Origin of the sequence: Bradyrhizobium sp. LA2.1, from assembly GCF_040547725.1 — a bacterium.
In the GTDB taxonomy this organism is placed as follows: domain Bacteria; phylum Pseudomonadota; class Alphaproteobacteria; order Rhizobiales; family Xanthobacteraceae; genus Bradyrhizobium; species Bradyrhizobium barranii.
Window position 1 is genome coordinate 1 of record NZ_JBEPQI010000054.1, and the last position, 20715, is coordinate 20715.

16 protein-coding genes and 1 pseudogene are annotated in these 20715 nt (G+C 56.3%); 9 read left to right on the forward strand and 8 right to left on the reverse strand.

Annotated features, from left to right (window positions below):
• Positions 1 to 990: AraC family transcriptional regulator (locus tag ABIB95_RS46145; RefSeq protein ID WP_354249077.1), on the forward strand; the 990-nt coding region annotated here is incomplete at its 5' end.
• Between the two features lie 116 nt (positions 991 to 1106).
• On the opposite strand, the gene ABIB95_RS46150 is transcribed toward ABIB95_RS46145, so the two are convergent.
• The 5 genes from ABIB95_RS46150 to ABIB95_RS46170 form a co-directional block, all read right to left on the reverse strand.
• Positions 1107 to 1406: a LysR substrate-binding domain-containing protein gene (locus ABIB95_RS46150; RefSeq protein ID WP_354249078.1), complete on the reverse strand. Its 300-nt coding sequence runs from the start codon at positions 1404 to 1406 to the stop codon at positions 1107 to 1109.
• Between the two features lie 165 nt (positions 1407 to 1571).
• The gene (locus ABIB95_RS46155; RefSeq protein WP_354249079.1) at positions 1572 to 2924 is read right to left on the reverse strand and encodes a phage tail tip lysozyme; all 1353 of its coding nucleotides are present in this window, start codon (positions 2922 to 2924) and stop codon (positions 1572 to 1574) included.
• A 10-nt stretch (positions 2925 to 2934) separates the two neighbouring features.
• The gene (locus ABIB95_RS46160; RefSeq protein ID WP_354249080.1) at positions 2935 to 4302 is read right to left on the reverse strand and encodes a hypothetical protein; all 1368 of its coding nucleotides are present in this window, start codon (positions 4300 to 4302) and stop codon (positions 2935 to 2937) included.
• 10 nt (positions 4303 to 4312) lie between these two features.
• On the reverse strand, positions 4313 to 4555 hold the full coding sequence (locus tag ABIB95_RS46165; RefSeq protein WP_247312456.1) for a hypothetical protein: 243 nt from the start codon (positions 4553 to 4555) through the stop codon (positions 4313 to 4315).
• Positions 4556 to 4766: 211 nt separating this feature from the next.
• Positions 4767 to 5591: an AfsR/SARP family transcriptional regulator gene (locus ABIB95_RS46170; protein WP_247312453.1), complete on the reverse strand. Its 825-nt coding sequence runs from the start codon at positions 5589 to 5591 to the stop codon at positions 4767 to 4769.
• Positions 5592 to 6284: 693 nt separating this feature from the next.
• On the opposite strand from ABIB95_RS46170, the gene ABIB95_RS46175 reads away from it, so the two are divergent.
• From ABIB95_RS46175 to ABIB95_RS46190, 4 genes are all read left to right on the forward strand, one after another.
• Positions 6285 to 6611 (forward strand): hypothetical protein, encoded by a 327-nt coding sequence (locus ABIB95_RS46175; RefSeq protein WP_247312450.1) that lies wholly within the window; start codon positions 6285 to 6287, stop codon positions 6609 to 6611.
• Positions 6612 to 6617: 6 nt separating this feature from the next.
• On the forward strand, positions 6618 to 9200 hold the full coding sequence (locus tag ABIB95_RS46180; RefSeq protein WP_354249081.1) for a caspase family protein: 2583 nt from the start codon (positions 6618 to 6620) through the stop codon (positions 9198 to 9200).
• Between the two features lie 351 nt (positions 9201 to 9551).
• Complete coding sequence (locus tag ABIB95_RS46185; protein ID WP_354249082.1) at positions 9552 to 12095, forward strand: caspase family protein; 2544 nt, start codon at positions 9552 to 9554, stop codon at positions 12093 to 12095.
• 397 nt (positions 12096 to 12492) lie between these two features.
• On the forward strand, positions 12493 to 13386 hold the full coding sequence (locus ABIB95_RS46190) for an alpha/beta fold hydrolase (protein ID WP_354249083.1): 894 nt from the start codon (positions 12493 to 12495) through the stop codon (positions 13384 to 13386).
• 121 nt (positions 13387 to 13507) lie between these two features.
• On the opposite strand, the gene ABIB95_RS46195 is transcribed toward ABIB95_RS46190, so the two are convergent.
• Positions 13508 to 13777 (reverse strand): SbcC/MukB-like Walker B domain-containing protein, encoded by a 270-nt coding sequence (locus ABIB95_RS46195; RefSeq protein ID WP_354249084.1) that lies wholly within the window; start codon positions 13775 to 13777, stop codon positions 13508 to 13510.
• Between the two features lie 87 nt (positions 13778 to 13864).
• Entirely contained in the window at positions 13865 to 14431 is a 567-nt protein-coding gene (locus tag ABIB95_RS46200) for a nuclear transport factor 2 family protein (RefSeq protein ID WP_247312438.1), read from the reverse strand.
• A gap of 416 nt (positions 14432 to 14847) precedes the next feature.
• Between ABIB95_RS46200 and ABIB95_RS46205 the strand changes: the two genes are divergently transcribed.
• From ABIB95_RS46205 to ABIB95_RS46220, 4 genes are all read left to right on the forward strand, one after another.
• A complete protein-coding gene (locus ABIB95_RS46205; RefSeq protein WP_247312435.1) occupies positions 14848 to 15048 on the forward strand; it encodes a type 1 glutamine amidotransferase family protein in 201 nt (66 codons plus the stop codon).
• 311 nt (positions 15049 to 15359) lie between these two features.
• The gene (locus tag ABIB95_RS46210; RefSeq protein WP_247312431.1) at positions 15360 to 15779 is read left to right on the forward strand and encodes an Ohr family peroxiredoxin; all 420 of its coding nucleotides are present in this window, start codon (positions 15360 to 15362) and stop codon (positions 15777 to 15779) included.
• A gap of 938 nt (positions 15780 to 16717) precedes the next feature.
• Complete coding sequence (locus ABIB95_RS46215; protein ID WP_354249085.1) at positions 16718 to 19495, forward strand: ATP-binding protein; 2778 nt, start codon at positions 16718 to 16720, stop codon at positions 19493 to 19495.
• Between the two features lie 273 nt (positions 19496 to 19768).
• A complete protein-coding gene (locus tag ABIB95_RS46220; RefSeq protein ID WP_247312425.1) occupies positions 19769 to 20446 on the forward strand; it encodes a type 1 glutamine amidotransferase family protein in 678 nt (225 codons plus the stop codon).
• Positions 20447 to 20632: 186 nt separating this feature from the next.
• Here ABIB95_RS46220 and ABIB95_RS46225 read toward each other — a convergent pair.
• Positions 20633 to 20715, reverse strand: a pseudogene (locus tag ABIB95_RS46225) (IS5/IS1182 family transposase); the annotation flags it as partial.

The window sequence follows — 20715 nt, forward strand, 5'->3', positions numbered from 1 at the left end:
CCTTTGACCCGTTGCCAATTCATCATTCCTGTCGCTGCCATTTGTGACGAGATCGGGGCTCCAACAGAAGCGTTGCTGACCAAGTTTCGCCTTCCGGCCTCTTTAGAGGAAAAGCCTGAGCACTATATCCCAATCCTGCTAGCCATCCGTTTCGCGGAAGCCGCACAGCGGTCGCAAGGCATCACAGACATTGGTTTTCAAGCTGCCCGCCAACTGCATTTCGGCCACCTGAGCGAGAAGATGCGCGCCATCATCCGCTTCTCCCCGACGCTGTTCATTGCCTTGCAGCAATTGTGCAAATGGGCGTCGATTGAAGACACGACCGTGAGTGTTTGGCTGGAGCGCGACGGCAATCACGTGAGAATTTGCAGCAAGCTCGCGGACACGGCCGGGGTGCCCCACCTTGAGCATTCGCAGTGGCTTCAGAACGTTTACGTGATGCATATCGTAAGGCAATTTTCCGGCCCCCACTGGGTTCCGTCGACGATGGCCTTCGAGGCCCGCTACGAACCGAGCCTTGAGACTCGATCGTTCTGGCAAAATACCCGCTTTATATCGGATCAGAATTCCTCGTGGATCGATATTCCCGTTTCATTCCTGGATCTCCCCAATCTGGCAGTCGAGACGCCGGCGCCTCCACATAACGACGACGTTGGGCCGTCCGGCCACGAAATCGTCTCAGCAGTCAAGTTGATGCTGCCATCCTACCTGGACGATAGAATTCCAACTATCGCAGAAATCGCAGAGATGGCTGGCATCAGCATCAGAAGCTTGCAGCGCAAACTTTCAAGCGCGGGCGTTTCATATTCTGACCTCCTTGACGGGGCCCGCTTTGAAAATGCCGCTAAACTTCTTCGCGACACGAATGCCAAGATTATCGATGTCGCATTTTCCTCAGGCTACTCCGACCCTGCGCATTTCACTCGTGCTTTCCGACGCTTTTCCGGAGTTACGCCGAGAAAGTTTCGGAGCAAATGGAAACTGCAATAGGCGTCGGTCCAGTAGAATCGTTGGTTGCGGAGGCTCGCAACACCCGATTCTTGCGATTGGTCGAAAGATCCGTTCCGAAGCTGGCGGCATAGCTTTCGCAACAGTCAAGCCCTCACTTAGATCGGCGGGACGAAGATCTTCTCCGGGAATGCCTTTTCGACCACATCCAGGAAAGCGCGGACCTTGGCGCCGATGAGACGGCGTGAGCTTTGGAGCGCCCAGATTTCAACCGACGGGCCGGTGTGGGTTCCCCAATAGGCAAGTCGGCCCGCCTCAATATCGTCAGCGACAAGAAGCTTTGGCAGCACGGCCGCGCCCGCACCCGCCAGGATGGCATCGCGAACCATCAAGAGGGATGAGAGGCGAAGGACCGGCTCCGGCTTGAGGATGATATCTCCTCCCGTTCCCGAATCCATCCGAGGTTGCGATTTGAGTGCAACTGAATTTTGAGTGGCGCGCCACTCAGAATAACACCACGAACTCTTATTTGGATGCCGATTTGTACCCAGTACCGAACCGGCGTGGCATCTCTATGATGCAACACCACGCGAGCATCAGGAAACTCGCCAGCTACACCTGCGCTAGCTGATCAGCTTGTGCGCCGTCGTGATCCGCTTCGCAACTTGGACCGGCGCATTGGCTGGACGCTCGATATCACGCACGAAGGCTTCGACCGCCGCCTCCAGTGTGGTGGCATCGGCAAAATCCTTATGTCGCTTAGCTTCCCGAAGAATAATGGCGATGTTGGTGTCTGGGTCGAACAATTGATCCTTGGTAAACCCGTTGCCTAGACCTCCATGGATATTGCACTGGAACAGACCGAAGCTCTGCTCCCCGCCACCAGCAACTGCTTGGGGATTGAGATTGGACTCGGCAATGGCATTGGCGACGGCAGCCACCTGATGATTCCTGCCATATCCGGCGTCACTAAATCGGGCGACGATCAAATCGCCGAATGGCCGAAACTTCTGCGGTATCCGCAATGCCGAGTAGTTGAGGTTTGACGCAGGTGCATTGCCCGGCCCTTGCGGCAGTTGGATCTGGTCACCGGGATCCTTCTCTTTCGGAGCGGGAGGGAGTTGATCCGGAGCGTTTACTTTGATCAGGTCGAACGCCTTTTGCAGTGCTGCCTCCAAGGCAGCTTTGGTCAACTCGATCAGTTGGCCAAGATTCGCAGGCTGGGTCGACCCCAACACTAGCTTCTGTAGCTTGTCGAAAATGGTGATGACAAGAGCTCTGCTCAGCCCGGCGTTGAAGACGTCAGGCGCCGTTGCTTTGTCGGCGGCTGTCGCATTTTTGATCGCGACCGCCACCGCAGCAGAGCCGGTGAGATAAGCATGGAAGACGTCAAGGAGCGTTACGGTTGTCTGGCCGCCCCCCTGCGGCAGTGCCGCACGTATCGCTCTGCCGTCCTCGCGCATCCGGTATGCGGCACAATAGGCTTGAGCAGATGGCCGGTCGCGCAAATCAAAGATGTCCGAGAACGGCTTACCCTTGGTCTTGAATTCCTGCCACGTCGCTGTCGTGACCTGCAGTGGTCCGATCCCGTCGGACGGAGGCGGCGCCGGCCCTGCATTCGTCATCCCCGACTCGACGAAGGCCAGCGCAAGTACATAGTCCGCGAAGACGAAATTTGGCGAAGTTCCGGGATCCTCGTTGAATGAACTTTCGGCCAGCAATGCGGACCGAACGAACCCTTCCTCGTCGAGTGAGGGACGGGGTGGGTCAGGCACCTCGATCCCACTGGATCGCTTGAGCCATCCTTGCACGGCAGAATCCGAGAGCTGGACCTTGACCCAGTCGTTCGGCGGGGTCCCAAACGTCTCTCCCGTCTCGAAGAACTCGGTACCGGTGAAAAAGGGAATGGTATCGACGGTATCGGGCTTGTCCGGGAAGACGAAGACGCGCGACATGGAGGTGAGTTTAAAACCCATACCGAGTTCCTCACTGAGTTGGCTTGGGAAAATTGTCCAGCGCACTGAAAAGATCGGGCGTGTACTGCCCCGACGCTTCGGCCAAATCGTCGCCTTTCAGCGTCAACTTCGATTTGAGGGTTTGCTGCAGCCCAGAAATAACGTTCCTTATCTGGCTTTCGGAGGCGCCGCTGGTGGGAAGTTCACGGTTCTTCGCTAGGCCCTTGTTCAAGGTCGTCACGATGTCAGGATTTTTGATTCCATCAGGAAGCCGGGACTCGAAGTAATTGCGAGCCTGGGTGCTATCGCATTTCTGGGCGTCTTCGAGCAGCGTGATCTCCGCATCCGACAACTTCCCTGTGACCTTGGTTTGGGGACGACCCAACATATCGCGCTGGGTCATCTGGAAAATCTTGATCCCGGCCGACATTCTGGGCGCATTCGTCGAGTCCTTATCCGTCAGGCAAAGCTTGCGCGCCAGGCCGGCTACAAGAATGGCGGTGTGCTTCTTGGGATCATAGTTCACAATGATCGCCTTGAACGCTTCAACAGTCGGTCCGCCCGGCGGCCTGGGAGGCGGCGTGCCGATGTCGGTTGCAGGTTTGAAGGCCCCGATCGTCGCCGGATTGACCAACGGGCCCTTATTGTCGAGCCCCACGGCCCCCACCTGCTGGAATACCGTCACCGTCGTGTTGATGTCGGTTTCGATTGTGAACGGCGTGCAAATGGTCAGATAGAGTCTGAGTGCATGGACCGCCGTCGGACGGTCTGTGATGACAATCCTCTTCAGATCAAGCCGAAATTCATCCCGACGGCGAAGCACGAGTGTCTGCACGGTCGTCTTGTCGATCTCAAGGAGCAGCCGCGAGTTGACATTGGTAAACGTATTCGACGCCAGACCAAACGCGAGCCCTGCGAGCGTGATGGGATTTGGTCCGACGCCGCTCACGCGCATGATTGCCTGGCTCGCAACCGTGATATCGCCGATCTCCTTCAAGATGGCGTTGTTGGTGCGTCGCCGGTCATCGAGCCATGCCAGATAAGCGTCGCAGCGACGATCAACGTCGTTCAATCCGGCCTGGACGATCAGGTTCCATGCTCCGGTAGTCGGAGCGAAGTTGGCACACCCGACCTCCGGACTTGAGAGGACCGGCAGCGCTTGTCGGCAAAGCTCGGTAAGATAAAAGTCCTGAAGCTGCGTCGCGTCGGCGATGTCAGTCGAATAGAGATCCGTCCCTATCCCGTAGCGAAAGTAGCGCGAGTCGGTCGTGTCGCAAGCCGCCGCCGTCAGCGCCAATGCCAGGCACACGGCGGCTGTGCCAATGCGATCCAATTCGATGCACCACCTGTTTTTCGCGCGCGGAGGATGAGGTTTCATTGTGTGATCGATCTTGCGCACGGCTTGCCTCTCACTGTTCAGGCGTCGACGGCTCGACCTCCAAATGCACCGGCTCTTCGTCAGCGTCTGACGCCACGTTCAGATTGGAGGCGACAATTGCGAAGGCGCGCTGCACATCGTCGACCACGTCGCGCCGGCGCGTATTGATGTTGCGGATCAGAACCCGCCAATGGGCGTCTCCGCTTACATCGGCGGATTCCCGCCAGAAGCGCAGAATGAAAACCTGATCCAGCAGCGGTCGTGGTGAGTTCATGGACCGACGCTCGCATGACCCGAACCCGGGACAATTGCGCGGTCATGCCGGGATGCTGGCCTTCTAATCACGAGCGGCTTGCAGGAAACACTTCCTGCCGATGGAGCCCGGATCACGGCATAATCACGATGCGGCAAAGCCGGGCCCTGCCCGGTCACGGTTTATCGAGTCTCTAGCGATGTCAGGCAGCAGCGTCAGGGACCGGCGGCGCTCAATTTGTAAAGCGCCGCCTCTCGTCGCGGCCCATCAGCCGCACACACAAATGCTGAGCGTTTTCAGCGTTGTGAAGATTTCTGATCTCTTCGATAATGGCGCGTGTCGCCGGCAGCGGAAAAATTCCAAGCTCTTTCCGGATCACGCCAATCCAATGGTCGTAATACCTGATGGCGTCGCTCCGTCTCTCATCGAGCGCGAGCAGGGTCAGGAGGTGCCGAACAAGCTCCTCACGATAGGGATCGAAGCGCAACGCATGACGGGCGAGCAGGATCGCATCATGATACTGACCACAGAGCCCCAGATGACGAACGGCAGTCATCGACGACTGGATAAAAAGCGAGTGCAACCGCTCGCGCTCCTCCAGAATCCATTCAGCATCTTCGCCGTCCAGGAATGGCCCTTCGTACCGGTACAGAACGGCGAGAAGCCGTTGCATCCCGGAAGGCTCCATGTGCGTTTCTGCGCGACCAAGAGCCCCCTGCGCGGCCTCAAGAAGTGCCCAGGTATCGACATCCAGCCACGGAGACCTTTCCAGAATCGTCTCGGACCCAACCGTCCTCAGTCCATCACCCTCCTTATGTTCGGGAGCGGATGACAACAGCTTCCGCAGCCGCCAGATCGCGGAATTCACGGCTCGGCGTCCTCTCTCGAGCTCCAGCTCCGGCCAAAACAGATCGATGAGTCTCTCGCGACGATGAGGGCGGTCCGGAAAAGTGAATAGAAAGCCGGCCAATCTTCGACCTGCCGGACCGAGATCCAACCAGATCTGCTCGTTGCCACGGGTCACCCGACCGGCTCCCAATAAGCTCACGGTCAACACCGCCGCCCTCCACGCTATACACAACAGAGTATCAGCCATGGCCGTTCAGCCATCGCGGCTTGAAATTGCAAACTCAGTCTCAAATTTGTGGTCACTCAAAGATCCGCATGAAATCCTTGAGTTATTGCCCGCAGGGCCGCCGTCCCGACTGAGATCAAATTATGACAACGAAGCCTTTGGTTGTTCAATACCAATTTACATCCCAAGCGAACAATCGCGTTGCGTGTGTCTTTTCAACGACACAGCACTGTGGGGAAACCCCGAAACGAACACGCAAAAGCAGGGTCCTTGCCGGCAATTCAGTGCACCGGCGGCGAACAACGCGGCTAGTCTTTGTAGTTCGCCGATAGTGCGCGAACCATCACCGAGAAACTATAGGCCGGATAGGCTCAAATCCGGGAGGCGTAACACGCGATCCTTGAGATAGTCGCCAAAAGCGCGAAAGGCGCCCCTTCCGCGTCGCACGCGCCCATATCCCAAGAGTCGGCGGTTGCGGGGCAGCAAAATCCGATGATCGAGAGAGCTTTACCAAAGCTAGCCGCGTATTCTCGTGTGGATCTGGCAGCAGCTGCTTTTCGACTGGAGTTGGCCCTTCGGGGACTACCCATGCGAGCGCTCGCGACGTACAAGCTTGAATTGCATTAATATTTGAGGCAACTTTGCCCACAGTCGCGTCCCTAGATCGGAAAAGTCATGACCTTAAACTCAACTCTTCAGATCTTTCTCGTCGGATTCTTTGGCGGCCTTCTTCTTGAACTCGTTCACTGGTACGCGCTGGTTAGGCAGGACCGCTCGGCAACACTAATCCGAAATCCGGTGTATTGGGCCGTCTCGCTGCTCATGGCAGTCGCCGGTGGAGGTTTGGCGGTACTCTATTTCGGATCGCGCGCTGAGGGAATCGTAGCACTTCACGTCGGACTTTCTGCACCGTTGATCTTACAGAAGCTGGTCACGACGGTGGCTGACGTACCCGGCGCAAAAGGACCAGGAGCGGGCTTGATCGATTTCTTCAAATGGTGAGATCACTTGCGCGTTGCATCGATATCCATCGGGATCGGAAACTATAAAGATCGCAATTACCGTGAAAGCACGGCGCAACTGAAGCATGCCCAAAGCGACGCGAAGGCATTCTCCAAATATGCTCAAGGTGCGGACGACGACAAGACGGACATGTCGGCGCGCCACAAATCGCTAATTGACCGCGAAGCAAACTTGATAGAACTCCGCAGCGCGTCTGAGGCGATTTCCTCGGCCGGCAATCTCGATCTTTTCATGCTCTACCTGTCTGGCCACGGTGAGCCCGGATCGGAGATCGGCGGCGGATGGTTCTGTTTGTTCGACGCAGAAGGCGGACTGCCCAGCCTGACAGCGAACTTGATCGACGAAGTGTTGCGCAAGGTGAAGGCCGCCAATACGCTTTTGATCATCGATTGCTGTTTCGCGGAAGCTGTCATCTCGACCAGCCGCTTTTTCACGCTTCTCGGGAGTTCTAGGTCAAGGTTAGCCATCGCATCTGCACGAACGGATCAGAGATCCTGGGAGGACGAAGATCTTAAGAGATCATTGTTCTCTGACGTTCTCATCCGAAGCTTATCGGTTGGATCTGCGGTGGCAGATGCGCACGGCTACGTCGACGTGGAGCGCGCGCTGTTTCCAGCGCTACGCGAACAGGTGCCGCTCCTCGCTTCATCAAGAAAGGCCGCGCGTCAGGAACCCGTGACGCTAGGCATCGCCGCCGAGGGGCTACGGCTTCCAACCGTCGTGGCCGCCTCCTTGGGGCGGCCCTTGAGCATTTCGGAGGCGGTACGGGCGGGAGTTCGACGCACGTTGCTAGCCGGGTTAATTGCCGCGGCGACCGCTCTCGTGGGATTGGAACTTTTTGTATATCATCTCGCCGTCGACGTCTCCGGAGCGATTGTCGTGCGTCCGGGCCTCAAAGAGACGTTCGGTCTACAGCCATTGCATGTATTCCCACCAATAGATACCGGCATTCGTCTTGAACAGGTTGCCCGGCAAAACGACGAAGGGGTTAAACGACTAGCCGACGGGCGCCTCTGGGGCTTTCGCACGCATCTAGACGCAGATGGGCTTCGAACCTGGCTCGCGGCAGAGGAAACAATGCTGGGGCGCCGTGCCAGACAATCAATCGACGTATTTGCGCGTTCGACCATGTCTCAATTCAAACCAGACGATGATACCCCGCCCCTACTGGAGGCCGGCTTCCTCTCGTTGCTCAATAAAGCGGATCCAACCGCCGTTGGCAGGTCGCTGTATCCACGAGACTTAAAAGTAGGCGTACCCTGTGAAGCAGACGCCCGCAGAGTGCTCGATTTCACCCTTTTTTCATCCAGTTCAGAAGTCTTTGCAGCCGATGCGTCGTGGATAGAATTTACGGCGCCCCGGGCACCAGACGAACGGACCTCGCGGCTATCGGAATTGTTGCGCCTCGCCGCATATCGTTCACAAGCAGAGAAGGACGATGCTATACGAGAAAGGGAATTTCGCAGTTTCGCTACAGCGGTTGTCCGCTTCTTTCGCGATTCTGGCGACGAACAAGCGTTCTCCGATAGCCTGAGGTTGCAGTTAAGCTCCGACCGTCGCGGTTGGTGCGCGCTTCACGCGGTCTTTGTTGCGGCCCTAGTGCAACCTGCCAGCTACAGCCACGAAGCAGAGCAGGAACTATGGCGCGTTCTTCTCACCTATGACCGCAACAAACAAGGAGATATCGCTACCGCGGCGCAAACGCTGGCGGGCCTTGCTCTTTCGTTTGTTGCGCGAGTTCGTGATCTAGATCAGGAGAGCATAATCCGTCTTGCAAAAGCTATCGATGAATCGGGCGCTGACTTTGACTTAGACCTTCCGATGCCGTCCCTTTTTCGCGAAATTGGTTCTACGCGCGGCTACCCCGAACCGTTAGAGGCCTTATTGGAGTCGAAACTCGAAGCAAGCAAAAAGGAGTTTGACTTCACGGATCTTGCCGTGGCGAAGCTGCTCGCTTGCGCCAAATCGCTTGCCAGTGACAGACGCGAGAGATTTCGCGACTGGCTGCAGAAAAACACTGAAAGAAACCGCACCCAGTTCGAGTTTCAGACAGCGCTTGGTTGCGCATCTGCAACGGGGCCACTTGAGCAACACCAACTGAAAGTACTTCTTGACCATCTTTCTCCGGAGTCGCGATTTCCGCCACCTAGCGTCGGGTATCGTGGTGGGACAGTAATTACTTCGAACGGAGACGCAGCAGCTGCTGCACTGGGGCAGTATCTCCAACGTTATCCATTGCCCAACGATCAGATCGAACAACTCGTCAATATCGCTATAAGCCGCCCTGATCTGGAGGGTCGCCAAGGCATGCTTAGAGGGTTGGCGCAGCGATGGTACAGCAAAGACGAAGAGAGCGCTGAACCGATCGTTAGGCGTCTCTCGCGCGCTGTTTCAGATTCGAGGAGGATGACCTTAGAGGTCGAGGTCGCAGCTGATCACATTTCGAGCCTACCGGCCAACGTGAAGGAACGGACATTGGGCGCACTGTTGGCTCGTTGGCAACAAGAAACGGAACCCGAGATACGCATGGCGCTCGCGAAGCTCCTGGGAACAACTCGCGTCCACTGAGGTCGCCACTATGGTCTTCAGTCTTCAGTTTGATCAACATGCCCATGTTGTTAGTCGCGGACTGAGCTTGGCGGCGCGACCAGGGCTATCGGCGCAGCTGATTTTGAAGAAATTGAGCACCAAACTGCGAACATGCGAGGGCTACAACATATTGGGTGCGGAATCTTGACGTAGCTAGGATACAACAATGCGTTGTGCTTCGGTATGCATCGGTATCGTCGACTATTCTGATCCTCGCTACCGCCGTAGTGAAATGCGCCTCCGGCATGCCGTCTCAGATGCCGAAGCGTTTTCGCGCTATGCAACCGCGATATCAGATGATGTGTCGACGGCACCGGATCACCATTTTCTTTGACTGATCGTAACGCAACGACCGCCAACTTGAACTCAGCTTTTGCCTCTCTGGCACGACTGGAATCTCTGCAGTTGTTCCTTCTGTATTTGAGTGGTCACGGCGAATTGGACCACGCCAGCGGGGGATGGTTCTGCCTGCCCGACGCGCAATTTGGGCAACCGAGTTTGACGGGGGCGATGCTCCGAGAACTGATCGGCAAGATCCCGTCCGATCACATTGTGGTGCTTATCGACTGTTGTCATGCGGAGGCCGTTGCAACGGGGATTGGGCTCCCATCGGACCTTAACGATCGCAAGGGACAACTCATCATTGCGTCGGCGCGAGCTAACCAACGCGCTTGGGAAGACGACGATCTGCGGCGATCGCTTTTTTCGGATGTCGTGCTTCGCTGCTTGTCAGTTGGATCGCCTATTGCTGATTTAGCAGGAGGCGTGGATCTCGAAACGAAACTATTGCCTTATCTCCGTGAACAAGTGCCACTTGAAGCGGCAGCGCGAAAGGCGGGCGAAGCACAAGAGCCAGTTAGCGGCGGCTGGATGGCTCAGCCGTTGAAGTTAACAACGGTCGAAGGCCGCTCTCTCGGTCGCTCGCTAAGCACCGCCGAAGCCATCCGTTCTGGCGTTCGACGGGGGTTGATAGGGATAGTAGCCGGGCTCATAGCGAGCCTCGTTATTATCGAGGCCTTTGTTATTCATGTTGCAGTCACACCTACGGGAACGATCGTGGTTCGACCTGGCTTGAGTTCCACTTTCGGCATCTTGCCATCTCACTTCTCCACCGAGATTGATACTGGCTTACACCTCTCCGACCTTGACACCAAAAATGCGGAAGTTTTTGTCAAACTCGCGAACGGCACAATGCGCGAGATTCGTACTCACTCAGATTCTCAAGGCTTAAAGACCTGGCTTGAAGACGTGATGCCAGAACTCAAAAGCTTTCGCCGGAAATCAATGAGTGTATTGGCGCGTGGGACGTTGACAAAATTCATGCCCGATGAGGATCCAGCGCCCATCGAAGAAGCGGAATTTTTAGCTACGCTGAGGGGCGAGCCAATCACCGATATCGCGTACAAACTTTACAATCGCTCGTTTTCCGTATTTGACAGTTGTTCTGAGGCAAGTCGTAGCTACGACTTCACTATTCTCGCCGCGCCGAGCGAGGTGTCGATACGCGATATGCGATGGCTGACCAAAACCGCACCTAGCGATTCGAAGAGGCTAGCGATGCGAATCTATAACGTGGTCCAGCTATCGGCGTACCGAGCAACGCATTCGTCTGAACGACGCGCAAGCTTTATAGGCCGGACAGACATCGCCGAAGAACAGTACGTAATGGCTCGTGAAGTCGATACCGAACGCATTGCAGCAACGCTGACTGAACATTCATCTGAAGCGGATGACAAGGTGAAGGAATTTAGAGCGTTTGTTGGCGCGATTTCAGCTCTCAGTAGATTAGGTGATCGATCCGAGATCTATTCTAGCATGCCCACTCCGTTGAACTTTCCAAAGAACACATGGTGTGATCTTCATGCGAAGTTCGCACGCGCTATTCTGGCAGACAAAGTTGAAAGCGCCGCGGCAGAGGATGAGTTTCGTATCATGCTGGGCCCGCCTTCCACGGATGTTTCCAAGCCACCGACTTCGGATGCACACATTGCAGTCGCAGCCTTGGGACAGCTGGCTTCCGTTCGCCCTCTCTCTTCTTCGACCCTCGATACGCTTGCCTCGATTATCGAAGCAGAAAATGATCTTACGAGCATCACTCCGGCGCGCACCTTGCTGGATAAGATAGCCGCCGAGCAACTTCTGTCCGACCGTCTTCGGAATAAGCTGTTCGAAGATCTTCGTTCTCCAGATGGGCAACGCGATTCGATTGGAGCCGTACGCATCCTAGCAAGCAATATGCGCTTCTTATCCCAAGAACAGCAAACCGAAGTCATCGACTGGCTGAGATCGCACTCGGAGGAGAACCGGACAATGTCTGATATCCAAGAGGCATTGGGGCTCGTATCCAAGGTTAGACCGATCGACTTACCACGGATTTCTCTGTTGGAGGAGCAGTTGCCGCGCGCTTCACTGTTCGCACTCCCTCCCTCAAACTATCGAGGCGAAATAGTGCTAACAGCCAGCGGTGAAACGGCAGCCGTCGCCTTAGGACGGATAGGGCAAACGTCAGTGCTTTCCGAGAACACCCTTTCCAGGCTCAAGAATCTGGCAATAGCGCGAAAAGATCTGGTGGGACGCGAGGAAATTCTAAAAGCGCTGGCGGCCCACTGGTATGGAACTGGGGTCAACGTCCCGGCGAAGGCATTCGAGCGGCTCACAGAGGCTGAAGCGAGTCAAGATTGGCGTTCCCTTGAGATAGATGTTGCCGCAATTATGATTCTATCAAGACCGCCGGCGGAGCGGGTCGTTTCACTCAATGCGCTGGTGGATCTATGGGCTAAAGAAACCGAGCCCGCACTCAGGATCGGATTAGCGCGCTTAATTGCGGCCGCTTCGGTTGCTGGGCGAATTGGCCCACCTGTCGTCGCTCACTAATCTGCCCTTTGAACAAACCTGCGGCCGTCGCTTTCCAGCCAGATCGGCCTCTTGGACCCGCCGGGCAAAGTACGGCGATGAGGCCGAGGCCGAAGAGGTCACGTCGAGAGGCGCGAACCTGATCGTTAGGCGCTAACATAGACTAACTCCATTAAGGGCGATTGTGGGGATCCGGCGAGTCGAGCTGTTCCCCCGGTTTCGCTGACATTGAAAGCTGTTCGGGAGAACCGTCGATTATACCCCCGTACAATTCCAATTACTTGACGGCGAAGGTTCCTGTGGATCGCCATCGGCGCCTGGGTGCCGACGCACGGTGGCGATTATCGGCCTGTGCACCGTCATCTGCACCTCGCGGTACCAGCACGCCAATTTGTTGATCGCGGGAAAAGGATAGCCTGTGCATATAGACCCTGACATTTCTTGCTGCGAAATCCAGCCCAGCGGCCTGCGCATGGGATACGTAAGTCGCGGCAAGGGGCCGCTGGTAATTTTCCTGCATGGGTTTCCTGATACGTTTCGGGGCTTCCTCCCCATCTTAGACGTTGTCGCCGCCGCTGGTTATCGGGCCGTCGCGCCAGCTTTGCGGGGTTACGGCCCAACCGCCTTGGCGCCGGATGGCGACTATCGCGTGGAAGCTTCCGCCAAGGATGCCGTGGGGCTTGCCGACGCGCTTGGCGCGGACCGATTTTCCGTCGTCGGCCACGATTGGGGGGCCGCAACAGCTTACGCCGCCTCAAACCTCGCGCCGGATCGCATCGACAGTCTGATTACAGCAGCGGTGCCGCACACAGGGCATTTCTTCCTCACTCCCCGGCTGAAGCAGTTGTTCCGTTCGCGATACATACTGGGTTTTCAATTGCCCTCGTTTCCCGAAAGAAGCTTGTCCCGAAACGACTTCGCGGGAATTGAGTCTCTCATCCGTCGCTGGTCTCCCGACTGGGCCTTCGGAGAAACGGAAATGCGCCCACTGAAAGACAACTACGCAGAGCAAGGAAGACTGACCGCAGCACTGTCCTATTACCGTCAGCTTCCGCGAAGCCTGCTCAGCCCACTGTCGCGGAGGTTGATTTTCTCACCCGTCGTAACTCCCACACGCACGATTTTCGGTTTGCGAGACGGGTGCTTCGGTGCGGAGATGTTCGCGAATCAGGAGAGGCTCTTCCCGGGCGGCCTTGACCTTGTTCCCTTGGCGGAAGCTGGGCATTTCATGCAATGGGAGCAACCGACGCAGTTTGCGCGGCTAGTGGTCGATTTCCTCAACAGTAAGGTTTCTCTTTCCAAGCCGAATTAGACGATCCCGATCTCTCTATCGAGACTGATTGCTGATCTGTAAAGCTGGCGTCGTCTTCGAGAAAACCGAGAGTTCCCCGCCGGTCTCGCGAATATCTAGTCGTCCGTGAAGAACTCTGGCTTCAGGCCGGAACGGTGTGAAGCGCGGCAGTGAGAGCCGAGACGATTTGGCGTAGCAACAGGCTGAGGCGACGGAAGTTGTAGCCGGCGGCAGCGCAGTGACGCATCGCGACATAAATCGGGACCTGCTGTTCAGCGCCTGAACCTGTGCCTCGCCTAGTCTCCCACTGGGTCGTGCGTCCGCTGACAATATCCTGCACGTGGATCTCGAACGCGAAAAAGTTGCGGTAATCCTCAAATTCGCTGAAGTCCTTATCGGGATCTTCGAGCAATGCTTCGGATAAAGCGAATCAGCAAATTCTCTTAGGCGTCATGGCAATCATTCAAGGTTTCGAGCGCAATTTGTCTGCACGTACCGACTAATGAAGCTTGGTGTCGGCTACCGGAATGATTGTAGCGATGTGCCATCCACCTGAGTCCACAAACAGCGTCTGGCTAATGAGATAGGTAGCGCTTTGTGCGGGTTGCCCCGGTTCTCCCCGCAGAAAGGTTATCGGTACTAAAACCTGGACCGTTCCGTTTGGCAATTCCCGGGCTTCGAAGTGAGCCATGTCCGATTCGACCTGCCACGTTCCCTTGTAATATCCCCGATACGTCTCCATTGCCTCGTCTGCGCCCCGAACGGACTTCCCGCGGGAAATCCATAAGAAATTGGGTGATCTCCAGAGCATGGATTCGACGGTGGCTGCGTCATGTGCATTCTGAGCGGCTATGAACCGCTCGTAGAACGCGCGCGCATCCTCTACGCGAGATGCGGCTCGAACAGGCGCCAGCATTATGGTCTGCGCGAAGCCCACCGAAACTATGAGCAGGAAGGCCAAGCATATGGTCCGCGAAACTTGCCTCCCCTTTAGAAGTTTGAAGGATCGCAGGTTTGCTTCTTTTAGAGCCGGGACAATGATCTTGTTTTCAACGGAAGCAGCCATAGGAAAGTCCGATCTTGATCGGCACGGACGGATAACTGACCCGATCGTGCCGTAGGGGCGCGTGAAGTTCCGACGACCATACAGCCAACTTTTTTTGGGTCATGTAAATGACGAACATGCCGCAGTTTCAGACACGATAACTCGCTCCACCGAAGGCCGTGCAAAGCCGGCGCGGAGATTCCAAGCTTGATGCGTATGGCCGGTCATCAGTCCAACTGGCCAGCCTAACTGAATCACGGAGTGGCTCGTCGCGCCCGAGGTGAGATTCGCTTTTCGCTATTTGATCGATTGCGTCCTGCAATCGTTCTCTGCCGAGAAATATGACATATATGCCTCGTTTTCGGACCTGCATTTAGTGGTAAGGCGGCGCAGATAATGCAGACTATCGTTCTTTCGTTCTTCCTGGCTTTGGGATCATGAGCTTCGGAGCGGTCTCGGTGTTGCGCAGCTCGATCCGTATCGTCGTCGAAACCAAGGCGTTTCTCAATGCGGCTCTCGACGCGTTAATCATTGGCGACGGTGGTGAAATGAGCTTCAGCCCAGCGCTGCTGGAGTATTTGAGAAGAGCATTCGAGTCGACCCGCCGAGTCGCGGCCACATGCGCTGGCGCGTACTAGCCCGAGGGGGCATCGATATCGAGGTGCCGCAGCTACTTTTCCGCGATAGCTGCAAGCATACGATGTTGACGACGCGATCGAATCGGTTGCTGCCGGAGCGGGATCGGGAACGGTGATACTTTCCCTTGCTACATGTCATGCATATCTGGACCTGCTGTATATCGGGTTACAGCGCGGGCGGCGCGACGTACACCAATGTATAATTTAAAGATGCAGTGCGCCTTCATCTATTGCCAGGGCCGAGCGATTTGCGTCAGTCGCACGCGTCTTCGCGAGAGCTAAGTCAAGCTACGCCAACAGGGATTTCAGATATGGCAGAGTATATAGCACACGCTACAACGATCGGTGGCCGCAATGGGCATGTCGAAACGAGCGACGGCCTGTTGAAGGCAGATCTGTCGATTCCAAAGAGCGTTGGCGGCCCAGGTAAAGCTGGCGCCAGCAACCCCGAGCAATTTTTTGCATCTGGTTATTCCGCCTGTTTTGGCGGATCGGTCGAATACGCTGCCTTTCTGCAGAAGATCAAAACGGGACCGATTACCGTGACGGCGGACGTCAAGCTGAACGTGGACGAGAAAACCGGTTACAATCTCGCGGTGCACCTCAAAACACACGTCGAAGGCGTTGATCTGGAAACTGCTGAAAAGCTCGTTAAGATAGCCCACGAGCAAATCTGCACCTATTCCAAGGCGACAAGAAATAACATTCCGGTCACGACCGAAGTCGTCTGAACAACTCTAGCTCACGGGATCGCGGATCGCAGCCAAGTAGGGAGCTGGCACGACTACAAACGGCGCCATCCCTTCGGACGGACGTCGTTTGCAGTTGAAGGATCTCTATAGGCTCAACTCATTCCGCAGAAGCGGCGAACCCTGCATCGGAATTGCGCCGCTCAACCAGCAATATTGCTATTGCTGCGACCAGGCACGCCACGCCGGCGACTTGAAAGTCAGGCAGAGGCGATCGCCTCGGGTGACAACCGCTCGGCGTTTGGTTTCCACGCAAACGGCGACTGGTGGTGGCTAGGCTCCTATTTCACTGGCCCGTCCTCGACGGTGTCGCACACGCTGCGGCCACGAAGCCCAGTCTCTTTAACAATCGTGTTCGGACAGACAACAGTTATCAATTCCTGAGTTGCTACGGTCGTCCCCGCGCGCTCAACTAAGGCAACAACAATATCTAGCGCGCGCTACCCATCCGAACCAGACGGCCATCGTTTCGAGGAGTCGTTCAGAAAGATGGAGCTCAAACGGCCCGAAACTGTAGACGATCCAGTTAGCTGATGCCCCGCGGTCGGCCATCGCGATTTCTCCTGGCTCCTACGCTTTACCAATGTTGCCGCGAACGCTCAATTTGCCGAAAGTCGGCTCCAAGCCATTTCCCATGACGCCTCATGTCCGGGCTGATCGGCCTCGTGAAAAATGAGGGCAGGTTTCCCTTCCATAGAATGTTTCGAGGCCGCCGTCTGGATCGCTTCTGATTAATTATACGAACGTATAGCCCACCGATGAACCGGGCTAAGATAAAAGGAAAAAGTGAATTTCGCGCCAATGATCCGTGAACGCCAAGTTAGAAAGCTGATGGACACAACGCGTGGGTTCATTGTTTCGACAGACACATCAATGTACGCCGACGCAATTCCAATCACTCTGATTGTGGCAATGTTTTCGTGCGCGCCAAGGCTGGTTTCGTGAGCCAGTTGGATGACACTTCTGATTGGTGGGCCTTTGGACCGTATCGGCTAAATCGGTTGACCCGGCAGATCGAGAAAGACGGCCGAGAAGCGCCTCTGGGTGGCCGGGCGCTCGATGTTCTGATCGCTCTGATCGACCGCGCCGGTGAAATCGTAAGCAAGAAAGACCTCTTAGCCAAGGCTTGGCCTGGCATGGCCGTCGATGAGGCAAGCCTGCGTGTGCAGGTGGCGGCACTGAGGAAGAGTCTCGGACACGGGATAGGCGGCGCGCGGTACATCACGAACATTTCGGGAAGGGGCTATTCGTTTGTGGCGCCGGTTTCCCGGAGCTCCGGACCGGGTCCGAGACCGCCGGCTGTTGCCCGCGGCCACGATCTTCCGCCGCGAGCCGCGCGAATGGTCGGACGCCAACAAACAGTCGAGGCCGTCGTTCAACAGGTAACCTCGCGTCGTTTCGTAACCTTGGTCGGACCCGGCGGGATCGGAAAGACAACCGTCGCGATCGCCGCAGCCGATTCGCTTCGGAGTATCTTCAGCGAGGACATCTATTTCATCGACCTCAGCCGCTTGACCGATGAAAAGCTCATTCCAAGCGTCATAGGCTCAGCATTCGACGCAGTTCTGGACTCTTCGGACTCGCCGGACCGGCTCGTCCGTGTTCTTCGAGCGAAAACGGCGCTCATTGTGCTCGACTGCTGCGAACATCTCTTGGACATGGCAGCAGAGATCGCGGAAAAGCTCTATTTAAATGCTCCCTCCATCCATATCATCACCACCAGCAGGGAAACCCTGCGCGTGGAGGGTGAATATGTGCACCAAATCCAGCCACTAGAAGTGCCAGGTGAAGATGTTGCGCCGACGTCAGCAGATGTCATGCGCTTTTCCGCGGTTCAGTTGTTCGTCGACAAGGCTACATCCAGCTTCTATGGCTTCGAGCTTCAGAATGAAGATGCGCCCCTGGTTTCGGACATATGCCGAAAGCTCGATGGTGTAGCCCTTGCAATCGAACTGGCGGCAAGCTGCGTCGATGTGTATGGGGTCCGAGGCATCGCAGAGATGCTCGATGACCGCCTGAAGCTGCTGACGCGCGGCCGCAGGACCGCGCTTCCGCGTCACCAGACGCTGAGGGCGATGCTCGACTGGAGCTTTGCTCTCCTTTCAGTGGAAGAATGCGTCATCTTGCGTCCAATGTGTGTATTCAAAGGAGGGTTTTCACTTGAAGCCGCCGCCGCTGTTGTAGCGTGCGACGGTCTGGCTGAGGCGGAGATCGCCGAAGTGTTGGCCCGCCTGGTCCGGAAATCGCTCGTCAGTTTCGACGGTTGCCGTACCGTTGGCCAATATCGTCTCATGGATACGACGCGTTTCTATCTTCGGGAGCAACTCGCGCAACGCGAGGAAGAACCAGAAGTCAGAGGACGTCACGCGCGTCATTATCTCCACAAAATACGAAGGCCCCTACGGGAGAACCACGCGCAGTACATCGACGACGTTCGTGCTGCACTCGATTGGACGTTCTCTGACGAAGGAGATGCCGCGCTTGGTGTCGAATTGGCTGCAGAGGCGTCGCTTCTGTTTATCGATCTGGCTCTGCTCGCAGAATGTCGCACTTGGGCCGAACGTGGCCGTTCTTGCCTGACAGACGAACAGCTTGGCACCCAGCTCGAAATGAAGCTCCAAACTGCATTCGGATGCGCGACCGTTCTCACCCAAGGCAACGGCGAGGTGGTCGGGCAGGCGCTCAGGCGTGCCCTCGAATTGGCGGAGAAGCTCGGCGATCTGGATATGCAGTTCCAGATATTCGGTGCTCTCCACTTGTATCTTCTAAGGCTTGGCAGCTTCAAAGAAGCCCTGGAATTAGCGCAGCAAAGCAAGCGGGTAAGTGAGACAGCCGGCGACACTGCAACGCCTGTAATCGCGGACCGGCTGTTAGGGCTGTCCTTCCACATGATGGGAAAGCAATCGGAGGCCCTGAGACACTTCCGAGCAGCCTCCGCCTTCGATAAAACTTTTCGAGTGGCCAGAGGGGGGGACCTGGGAATTCACAGCCACATGCGTGCGCTATGCGGCTTTGCAAGAGCGCTTTGGCTGAACGGTTGCACAGACGAGGCGATCGCAACGCTCGAAAGCGCGATGGTCGAAGCGCGCTCGATCGGCCATCCCGTTATCCTCGGATTCTCGCTTCTTTGGATGGCATTCGTCCCCATTTGGAACCGCGATTGGGACCTTGCCGGTCGGATGATCGACGAGTTGCATGAGACGGCCAACCGCCATTCGCTCGTCCCATATCAGTTCGCCGCGCGCGGTTTGAAGGCCCAGGTGAATATGTACTTGGGATCGACCGCGTCCAGCATTGAAGAGTTGCAAGACAGCTTGGCCTCGCTCCGCGAAGCCCGATATCAAATGCTAACTGCAGTCTTCGCCAGTGCACTTGCCGAGGGGCTGTTCATTGAAGGCAAGTTAAATGAGGCGTTGACTGCGATTGACTGGGCACTCGACCAGGCTGAAAGCAACTCCGAGTTCGTCCAAGTTCCCGAAATGCTCAGGATAAAAGCGCTGACCCTCGCGAGTGGCCATTCACCCGATTTCGAGCAAGCCGAGAGACTGCTCCAAAGATCCATAGAGCTGGCGGAGAAGCAGTCATCTTCGGCATGGGCAACTCGCGCGAAGGTTACGCTGCAAGAGGTCCGGGAGCTTCGAAGTCGCGGCCATAGCCAGTCGGGCTGCGCACTCGGAGAAACGATCTCCGACAGGTAGTGCCGTGCACACGATATGCACGATCTCACCTGCATTTTTTGCCAATAAATGAAGCCGGGTTGTCGGGAGATCGTTTTGTCCGCCGGCAGCAAGCCCATCGGATTTCGCGAAATCCGGAACAATCCGTCCTTCCGACGAAGTAAATGGTCTCCCATCTTTCGTATTTCATTTTCTTACAGGTTTTTACTCGCCCTCCCTCCGCCCCCGGGAGATGGTGATCCTGGGAGACTCCGCGGTCGCGTCTCTCCATTGAGACCCACGGGAGGCGCCGGCTTGCGAGTCGCTATTGTTGTTACGTCGATCGGATGGATACATCATCGTCGTCAACGCTCCGGCTATTGTACTGAAGATGCTGCGGTTGCTTTCTATGGATTCATGAACGCAGGTATCGAGGTCGTTTTCGCTTCGCCTGCCGGCGGGGTGGTGTCTGCTGCGCCCCATGTCAGGGGTTACCATCATAACGAGCATCTTATCGCTCGCTTCCGGCAGGACAGGGATGCCCGCTCCTGTCTGGAGGACACGGTCGCACTGCCGAAGCTCTTCGCGGACGATTTCGATGCCGTCTTCTACCCGGGCGGGCCGGGCGCCCTATTTGACCTCGCGACCGACGAAAGTTCGAGGGCTCTGCTCGAAGCGCTGTTCGAAGCAGGAAGACCTATGGGATTCGTTGGCCTCGGCTTGTCGGCTCTAATGAACGCTCGAGGTTCCGACGGCAAACTTCTACTTCAAGGCAGAAAAGTTGCCGCGCCGCTGGAAATTGATCGCCAATTCACCGATGCACCGCCGCATTCACTCGAGCCCCTCGAGCAGACGCTCGAAGGATTAGGAGCAATATGCACGCGCGGCGTCCGCGGTTCGCCGCACGTCGAGGGCGAGCGCATAATCACCGGCCAGAATTCACATTCCAGCAGCGCCGTTGTCGACCGTATTCTCTCCGTTCTCCAGCTTTAAACGTTTAAAAATCTAAACGGATGCGCAAAAATCGCTGATTTTCACGTTTTTACGGCACTTAACTGGTCTCTGCTTTTCCTTGGCCGGATGATGCAATGGAAGGCGTCGTCCTGACCGTCGCTCGCAGACATCGCCTTCAGGCGACGCCAAGACGGACGACGACTGCCGGTACCGTAGGGTTCAGACTCAATTGATCCAATAAGCGACGAGAGCGGCGAGGTGGACGGCGGCCAAGAAGTTTCTGGCAAGTTTGTCGTAGCGAGTAGCAA

What these genes read in the sequence shown, in the direction of transcription:
- ABIB95_RS46205 (WP_247312435.1), top strand. Translation starts at nt 14,848, where the DNA reads ATGAGCTTCGGAGCGGTCTCGGTGTTGCGCAGCTCGATCCGTATCGTC.
- ABIB95_RS46200 (WP_247312438.1), bottom strand. Translation starts at nt 14,431, where the DNA reads ATGGCTGCTTCCGTTGAAAACAAGATCATTGTCCCGGCTCTAAAAGAA.
- ABIB95_RS46210 (WP_247312431.1), top strand. Translation starts at nt 15,360, where the DNA reads ATGGCAGAGTATATAGCACACGCTACAACGATCGGTGGCCGCAATGGG.
- ABIB95_RS46150 (WP_354249078.1), bottom strand. Translation starts at nt 1,406, where the DNA reads ATGGATTCGGGAACGGGAGGAGATATCATCCTCAAGCCGGAGCCGGTC.
- ABIB95_RS46175 (WP_247312450.1), top strand. Translation starts at nt 6,285, where the DNA reads ATGACCTTAAACTCAACTCTTCAGATCTTTCTCGTCGGATTCTTTGGC.
- ABIB95_RS46165 (WP_247312456.1), bottom strand. Translation starts at nt 4,555, where the DNA reads ATGAACTCACCACGACCGCTGCTGGATCAGGTTTTCATTCTGCGCTTC.
- ABIB95_RS46155 (WP_354249079.1), bottom strand. Translation starts at nt 2,924, where the DNA reads ATGGGTTTTAAACTCACCTCCATGTCGCGCGTCTTCGTCTTCCCGGAC.